At 71.1% G+C, this 8,027-nt stretch carries 6 protein-coding genes and 1 pseudogene; 4 read left to right on the forward strand and 3 right to left on the reverse strand.

The features are described from left to right. Window positions 1–109 precede the first annotated feature (109 nt). The 4 genes from B7767_RS22895 (at window position 110) to B7767_RS22910 (ending at window position 6,060) form a co-directional block, all read left to right on the forward strand. Window positions 110–901 (forward strand): ATP-binding cassette domain-containing protein, encoded by a 792-nt coding sequence (locus B7767_RS22895; protein ID WP_030832927.1) that lies wholly within the window; start codon window positions 110–112, stop codon window positions 899–901. After that, on the forward strand, window positions 898–2,190 hold the full coding sequence (locus tag B7767_RS22900; protein ID WP_085573844.1) for a sugar ABC transporter permease: 1,293 nt from the start codon (window positions 898–900) through the stop codon (window positions 2,188–2,190). The genes B7767_RS22895 and B7767_RS22900 overlap by 4 nt, the downstream gene beginning before the upstream one ends. Before the next feature lie 268 nt (window positions 2,191–2,458). After that, a complete protein-coding gene (gene dxs / locus B7767_RS22905; RefSeq protein ID WP_085573845.1) occupies window positions 2,459–4,393 on the forward strand; it encodes a 1-deoxy-D-xylulose-5-phosphate synthase in 1,935 nt (644 codons plus the stop codon). A gap of 149 nt (window positions 4,394–4,542) precedes the next feature. Continuing rightward, window positions 4,543–6,060, forward strand: coding sequence for an amino acid permease (locus B7767_RS22910; protein WP_085573846.1), 1,518 nt, complete (start codon window positions 4,543–4,545; stop codon window positions 6,058–6,060). A 94-nt stretch (window positions 6,061–6,154) separates the two neighbouring features. On the opposite strand, the gene B7767_RS22915 is transcribed toward B7767_RS22910, so the two are convergent. The 3 genes and pseudogenes from B7767_RS22915 to B7767_RS22925 form a co-directional block, all read right to left on the reverse strand. Then, the gene (locus B7767_RS22915) at window positions 6,155–6,415 is read right to left on the reverse strand and encodes an acyl carrier protein (protein ID WP_085573847.1); all 261 of its coding nucleotides are present in this window, start codon (window positions 6,413–6,415) and stop codon (window positions 6,155–6,157) included. Then, on the reverse strand, window positions 6,379–7,419 hold the full coding sequence (locus tag B7767_RS22920; protein WP_085573848.1) for an NAD(P)-dependent oxidoreductase: 1,041 nt from the start codon (window positions 7,417–7,419) through the stop codon (window positions 6,379–6,381). Before B7767_RS22920 ends, B7767_RS22915 begins: the two co-directional genes overlap by 37 nt. Then, a pseudogene (locus B7767_RS22925) lies at window positions 7,416–8,027 on the reverse strand (AMP-binding protein); the annotation flags it as partial. The pseudogene B7767_RS22925 and the gene B7767_RS22920, both read right to left, overlap by 4 nt.

An 8,027-nucleotide genomic window follows, 5' to 3' on the forward strand; every position in this document is an offset into this window, starting at 1 on the left:
CCGCCGGCGCCCCGCACACATCAGCCCCGCAAGCTACGCGGGGCGCCGGACGGAACACCCCCCTCAGAAACTTCTGCACAACCTCCCGCCGGGTCAGGCGGCGAAGGAGATGGTTCACGTGTCCGCTACGCCCGTGCTGGCGTTGCGCGGGGTCTCCAAGCGTTTCGGTGCCGTCCAGGCGCTCACCGACGTAGAGCTTGAGGTCCACGCCGGTGAGGTTGTCGCCCTGGTGGGCGACAACGGCGCCGGAAAGTCCACGCTGGTCAAGACGATCGCCGGCGTGCATCCCATCGATGAGGGATCCATCGAGTGGGACGGCAAGGCCGTCCAGATCAGCAAGCCGCACGACGCCCAGAACCTGGGCATCGCGACGGTCTACCAGGACCTCGCGCTGTGCGACAACATCGATGTCGTCGGCAACCTCTACCTGGGCCGGGAGATCCGCAGGCGCGGAGTCCTGGACGAGGTGGAGATGGAGCGCCGCTCCCGCGAGCTCCTCGACACCCTGTCGATCCGCATCCCCAGCGTCCGGATCCCGATCGCCTCCCTCTCCGGCGGTCAGCGCCAGGTGGTGGCCATCGCCCGGTCCATGCTCGGCGAGCCCAAGCTGGTGATCCTCGACGAGCCCACCGCCGCCCTCGGCGTCGAGCAGACCGCGCAGGTCCTCGACCTGGTCGAGCGACTCCGCGAGCGCGGTCACGCGGTCATCCTCATCAGCCACAACATGGCCGATGTGAAGGCCGTGGCGGACAAGGTCGCCGTCCTGCGCCTCGGGCGCAACAACGGCGTCTTCGAGGTCAAGTCGACCTCGCAGGAAGAGATCATCTCCGCCATCACGGGCGCCACGGACAACGCCGTGACCCGTCGTGCGGCGCGCACCAATGGGGAGATCAAGAAGTGAGCACCGAAAAGACCTCCACCCCCACCGAGGACCACGCCGTCGAGAACCCCGAGGCGGCCGCCGCGGCGGTCACCGCGGTCGACCCCCGGCTGCTGGTGCGCGAACAGGGTTTCGCGGGTTACGTCAACGAGTTCAAGCGGAAGATGAAGGCCGGTGACCTCGGCTCCATCCCCGTCGTGGTCGGCCTGCTGATCATCTGGGCGATCTTCACCAGCCTGAACTCCAACTTCCTCACCGCCGGCAACTTCTCCGACATGTCCGTCGCCATGGTCGGCACGGGCATGATCGCCGTCGGCATCGTCTTCGTCCTGCTGCTCGGCGAGATCGACCTGTCGGTCGGCTCGGTCAGCGGTGTCGCGGGCGCGGCCTTCGCGGTCATGAACGTCACGCACGGGATGAACGAGGTGCTGGCCCTGGTGCTGGCGATCCTCACCGGCACGGTGGCCGGCGCCATCCACGGCGTCATCTTCGCCCGCATCGGCGTCCCGGCCTTCGCCGTGACACTGGCCGGACTGCTGTTCTGGCAGGGCTTCATGCTGCAGATCCTCGGCGACAACGGCACCATCAACCTCGACTCCGAGGGCCTGGTCGTCAAGCTGACCAGCTACTACTTCTCGGACGTGGCCGCCGCCTACGGCCTGGCGCTCGTGGTGACCGTGGGCTACTTCGTCACCGCGTTCTTCGACAACCGCCGCCGCGAGGCCGCCGGTGTGCCCTCCCGCCCGCTGAACGAGCTCATCGTGCGGACCGTACTGCTCGCGATCCTGGCCTTCGCCGCCGCGATCGTCTTCAACCAGTACAAGGGCCTGCCGCTGGCCGTGGTGATCTTCCTGGCGTTCCTGGTGCTCACGGACTTCGTGCTGCGCCGCACCGCGTACGGCCGCAAGGTCTTCGCGCTCGGCGGCAGCGTCGAGGCGTCCCGCCGTGCCGGTATCAACGTCGAGATGGTCCGCATCTCGGTCTTCGCGATCGCCGGTACGTTCGCCGCGATCGGCGGCCTGTTCGTCGCGTCGAAGATCGCCTCCGCCAACCAGGGCGCGGGCACCGGTGAGTTCCTGATGAACGTCATCGCCGCGGCGGTCATCGGTGGTACCTCGCTCTTCGGTGGGCGGGGCCGCACGTGGGACGCGCTGCTCGGTGTGATGGTGATCATCTCGATCACCTACGGGCTGGCGCTGGAGGGCATCGCCTCGCCGGTCCAGTACATGATCACCGGTGGTGTGCTGCTGGCGACCGTCGTCATCGACGCGGTCACCCGCAGGACGCAGAAGACCGCGGGACGCGCCTAGGACGTGCGCCGGCTGCGGCTCCGTGGTGGTCGATCGCGCCCACGCGGCGGAGCCGCATGCCGGTACAGTCCCGCGCCCCTTCAGGGCGTCGCTGTTGCCCGGTGCCTTCCAGGCGCCGGGCAACAGCCGTGTCGTAGGACGGACGCATCCGGGGTACTGCTGATCGGGTGACGCACGACGCACCGCCCGGAGTCGTTCCGGCCGGGCGGAACATTAGACTCGACCCGCCCGGCAACAGCTCGATCAGCTCTACTGCAAGGAGGCACGGGTGCCGCTGCTGACCCGCATCAGGGGACCGCGCGATCTGGACCGGCTCAGCCCGGAGGAGCTCGACCGGCTGGCCGGGGAGATCCGGACCTTCCTCGTCGACGCGGTCTCCAAGACCGGCGGCCACCTCGGCCCCAACCTCGGTGTGGTGGAGCTCACCATCGCCCTGCACCGGGTCTTCGAGTCGCCCAAGGACAAGGTGCTCTGGGACACCGGCCACCAGTCCTACGTGCACAAACTGCTGACCGGCCGGCAGGACTTCTCCAAGCTGAAGATGAAGGGCGGCCTGTCCGGCTACCCCTCGCAGGCCGAGTCCGAGCACGACGTCATCGAGAACAGCCACGCCTCCACCGTCCTCGGCTGGGCCGACGGCATCGCCAAGGCCAACCAGATCATGAAGCGGGACGACAGCCACGTCGTCGCGGTCATCGGCGACGGGGCGCTCACCGGCGGCATGGCCTGGGAGGCGCTGAACAACATCGCCGACGCCAAGGACCGCCCGCTCGTCATCGTCGTCAACGACAACGAGCGCTCCTACTCGCCCACCATCGGCGGCCTCGCCAACCACCTCGCGACCCTGCGCACCACCGACGGCTACGAGCGCTTCCTGACCCGCACCAAGGACCTCCTGGAGCGCACCCCGGTCGTCGGCAAACCCCTCTTCGACACGCTGCACGGCGCCAAGAAGGGCCTGAAGGACTTCATCGCCCCGCAGGGCATGTTCGAGGACCTCGGCCTGAAGTACGTCGGCCCCATCGACGGCCACGACATCGAGGCCCTGGAGTCCGCACTGGCCCGCGCCAAGCGCTTCAACGGCCCCGTGATCGTGCACTGCCTCACCGAGAAGGGCCGCGGTTACCAGCCCGCCCTCCAGGACGAGGCCGACCGCTTCCACGCCGTCGGCAAGATCCACCCCGACACGGGCCTGCCGATCGCCAGCTCCGGCGCCGACTGGACGTCCGTGTTCGGCGAGGAGATGGTCAGGCTCGGCGAGGAGCGCGAGGACGTCGTCGCCATCACCGCGGCCATGCTCCAGCCGGTCGGCCTCGACAAGTTCGCCAAGCGCTTCCCCGAGCGGGTCTACGACGTCGGCATCGCCGAGCAGCACGGCGCCGTCTCCGCGGCCGGCCTCGCCCACGCCGGGGTGCACCCCGTCTTCGCCGTGTACGCCACCTTCCTCAACCGCGCCTTCGACCAGGTGCTCATGGACGTGGCCCTGCACAAGTGCGGCGTGACGTTCGTGCTCGACCGGGCCGGTGTCACCGGCACCGACGGCGCCTCCCACAACGGCATGTGGGACATGTCGATCCTCCAGGTCGTCCCCGGGCTGCGGCTCGCCGCCCCGCGCGACGCCGACCAGGTGCGCGCCCAGCTCCGCGAGGCCGTCGCCGTGGAGGACGCCCCCACCGTGGTGCGCTTCTCCAAGGGCGCCGTCGGCCCCGCCGTGCCCGCCGTGGGCCGCGTCGGCGGCATGGACGTCCTGCGCGAACCCGGCACCGACGCCCCCGACGTGCTGCTGGTCTCCGTGGGCGCGCTCGCGCCGATGTGCCTGGAGATCGCCGCCCTGCTCGACCGGCAGGGCATCTCCACCACCGTCGTCGACCCGCGCTGGGTCAAGCCCGTCGACGAGGCCATGGCCCCGCTCGCCGAGAAGCACCGCGTGGTCGTCACCGTCGAGGACAACTCGCGCGTCGGCGGCGTCGGCTCCACGATCGCCCAGGCCCTGCGCGACGCCGGCGTGGACGTACCGCTGCGCGACTTCGGCATCCCGCCGCGCTTCCTCGACCACGCCTCGCGCGCCGAGGTCATGGCCGAGATCGGACTGACCGCCCCCGACATCGCCCGCCAGGTCACCGGTCTGGTCGCCAAGCTCGACGGCAGGTACGAGCGCTCCGCCGCCGACGCGGTCGACACGGTGGAGCCGGCCCGCGACTGACCCGCGCCTCACGCGTCGCCCGGACGGGCCGCCCGTGCCACTGTGAAGAGTGGCGCGCGCGGCCCGTCTGCGTGAAAGAGCCCGCGCCGGGGCATACGAGCTACGCCCCCTCTCGATCATGTCGAGGACGACAAGCGTGGGAGGTACCCGTGACAAGCCCCCTCTTCCGGACGAAGAAGGTAGAGCAGTCCATCCGCGACACCGAGGAACCCGAGCACGCGCTCAAGAAATCCCTGTCCGCGCTGGATCTGACCGTCTTCGGCGTCGGCGTCATCATCGGCACCGGCATCTTCGTCCTCACCGGCACGGTCGCCAAGGACAACGCCGGGCCGGCCACGGCCCTGGCCTTCGTCGTGGCCGGTGTCGTCTGCGCGCTCGCCGCGCTCTGCTACGCCGAGTTCGCCTCCACCCTCCCGGTGGCGGGCTCCGCGTACACCTTCTCGTACGCCTCCCTGGGTGAACTGCCGGCCTGGATCATCGGCTGGGACCTGGTCCTGGAGTTCGCGCTCGGCACGGCGGTGGTGGCCGTCGGCTGGTCCGGCTACATCCAGTCGCTCATGGCCAACGCGGGCTGGGAGATGCCCGCGGCGCTGGGCAGCCGCGAGGGCTCCGACGTCTTCGGGTTCGACATCCTCGCCGCCGTCCTGGTGCTGGTGCTCACCGGCATCCTCGTCCTCGGCATGAAGCTGTCCGCCCGCGTCACCTCGGTCGTCGTCGCCATCAAGGTGACCGTGGTCCTCGTGGTGATCATCGCGGGCGCCTTCTTCATCACCGCCGACAACTACGACCCCTTCATCCCGGACTCCAAGCCCGTGCCCGCGGGCCAGAGCCTCGACGCCCCGCTCATCCAGCTCATCTTCGGCTGGGCCCCGGCCAACTTCGGCGTGATGGGCATCTTCACCGCCGCCTCGGTGGTGTTCTTCGCCTTCATCGGCTTCGACATCGTCGCCACGGCCGCCGAGGAGACCAAGAACCCGCAGCGCGACATGCCCCGCGGCATCCTCGGCTCGCTGTTCATCTGCACCACGCTGTACGTCCTGGTGTCGATCGTCGTCACCGGTATGCAGCACTACAGCGAGCTGTCCGTGGACGCCCCGCTGGCGGACGCCTTCAAAGCCACCGGGCATCCCTGGTTCGCGGGCTTCATCAGCTTCGGCGCCGCCGTCGGCCTGACGACCGTCTGCATGATCCTGCTGCTCGGCCAGACCCGGGTCTTCTTCGCGATGAGCCGCGACGGACTGCTGCCCCGGTTCTTCTCCCGGGTCCACCCCCGGTTCAAGACCCCGCACCGGCCGACCATCCTGCTCGGCGTCCTCATCGCGGTCCTGGCCGGCTTCACCCCGCTGAACGAGCTCGCCGCGCTGGTGAACATCGGCACCCTGTTCGCCTTCGTCATCGTCGCGATCAGCGTGATCATCCTCCGCAGGACCCGGCCCGACCTGCACCGGTCGTTCCGCACCCCCTGGGTGCCGGTCCTGCCGATCGTGTCGGTCGCCGCGTCCCTGTGGCTGATGCTGAACCTGCCCGCCGAGACCTGGGTCCGCTTCGGCATCTGGATGGCGATCGGCATCGTCGTCTACTTCCTCTACAGCCGCACCCACAGCCGCATGGCCCCGGGCCACGACGAGGACCCGGCCGCCACCCCGCCCGCCCCACCGTCCCGCTGAACCGGCACGGGCCCGCCGTCAGGCCCCGGCCAGGGCGAGGACGACGTTGTGCCCGCCGAAGCCGAAGGAGTGACTGACGGCGACGCGGACGCGGTCACGACGGTGCCACCGTGCCCGTGCCGTCCGCGAGCAGCACGTCCAGGTGGTCGGAGACCTGTGCGAGGGTCGTGCCGCGGGAGAGGTCCTCGTTGCCGATCCGCACTCCGAAGCGCTCGTGGAGGACGAGCACCAGCTCCGTCAGGGCCAGGGAGTCCAGGTCCAGTTCCTCCAGTGTGCGCCGGGGCCGGATCTCGTCCTCCGGGACCCGGAAGACGCCGGTCAGGACGGAACGGACGGTGTCGTAGGTGTCCGGCACGGGGTCTCCTCGCTGTCGTTCGGGGCGGACGGGGTGAGCTCCGCGACACCGGCGTCGAATCCGACCGGCGGCTCGAAGCCCAGGTCGCGGCGGGCGGCGGTGAGGTCGAACCAGTGCGGATGCAGCAGTTCCGCGACCAGGAAGCGGCTCGGGGCGTGGGTGCGGGTACTGCGGACCGCGCGCAGGAGCGCGTCGCCGACCGCGGCGCCGGCGGTGGCGAGCCGGGGCGGTACGGCGCACCAGCGGGCGTCGATGCCGGCGGCCCGCAGGAAGTGCCGGGTGATCTCGCGCAGGGGACGCGGGTCGTCCTGGCCGATGGAGTAGGCGCGGCCGCCCGCCGTGTCCGGGGAGCGCCGCAGCCGGTCCAGGGCGAGCAGATGGGCGTGGGCGGCGGTCCGGACGTGGGTGGTGTCGACGAGGTTGCCCCCGTCACCGGGCATCAGCAGACGGCCGGCCCGCACGGCACGCGCGAGGGCGGGTGCGAAATGGGGGTCGCCCGGCCCCCAGATGATGTGCGGGCGCAGCGAGACGGTGGCCAGCTCCGGACCGTGCGCGGCCAGCACCAGGGCCTCGGCGCGGGCCTTGGTCGCGGGGTAGGCGGCCAGCAGGCAGGGGGCGGGGGGAAGGCTCTCGGTGACGCCCTCCACGCCACCGGGCCGGAAGACGACACTGGCGGTCGAGGTGTGCAGGAGCGTGCCCACCCCGTGGGTGCGGCACTGCTCGATCACATGGCGGGTGCCGACGACATTGGTGACCCAGTAGGGCCGCGGCGGGCCGCTGACACCGGCCAGCGCGGCGTTGTGGACGACGGCGTCGCACCCGGCGACGGCACGCGAGACCGCGGCGGCGTCGGCGAGGTCCCCCAGGTGCTGCTGGACGCCCAGCCGCTCCAGCGCGGCGCTGGGGTGACGGGCCAGGGAGGAGACGGTGTCGCCGCGCGCCTTCAGCTGCCGGCAGATCTCCCGGCCGAGGAAGCCGCTCCCGCCGGTGACCAGTACCTTCATCGGACCCTCCCGCGCAGGCGCTTCGCGGCCCAGCCGGCGAGCCGCATGCGGTCGATCTTGGAGTTGTGCCGGGGATCGGTGGGGAAACCGGGACGGATCAGCAGGGCGCCGACGCGGTGCCCTTCCGGATGGTCCTTCAGGACGGCGCGCACGGCCGCCAGGGCGGCGGCGGGCGGGGTGGACGGCAGGGGCTCCACGCACAGCACGGGCAGTTGGCACAGGGCCGTGCCGACGCCGACCAGGGCGGTGCGCCGGACGCCGGGGGCGGTGTCCGCCGCGGCCTCGACGTCCTCGGTGGTCAGGGTGAAGCCGGTGCCGGTGACCAGGTGGGCCTTGCGGCCGAGGAACCACAGCCGGCCCTCGTCGTCGAGCCGTCCGAGGTCCCCGGTGCGGTGCAGCACGCCCTGGTCGGTGGCGCTCTTGGCGGCGGCGTCGGCGTCGGGGCGCGCGTGGTAGGCGGGGCTGACGGTGGGACCGGTGACGGCGATCTCGCCGAGCCCGGTGGCATCGGCGTCCAGGATCCGGGCACGGACGCCGGGCAGCGGCCGGCCCAGACAGGTGCCGGCGTGCCCGGCGGGCGGCGCGGTGCGCGAGGCCCGCAGGTCGTG

The organism is Streptomyces sp. 13-12-16, from assembly GCF_002114215.1.
Lineage (GTDB): Bacteria > Actinomycetota > Actinomycetes > Streptomycetales > Streptomycetaceae > Streptomyces.

Bases quoted from the DNA above. Each gene is read 5' to 3' on its own strand.
- B7767_RS22895 (WP_030832927.1), top strand. From the start codon at position 110: ATGGTTCACGTGTCCGCTACGCCCGTGCTGGCGTTGCGCGGGGTCTCC.
- B7767_RS22920 (WP_085573848.1), bottom strand. From the start codon at position 7,419: ATGAAGGTACTGGTCACCGGCGGGAGCGGCTTCCTCGGCCGGGAGATC.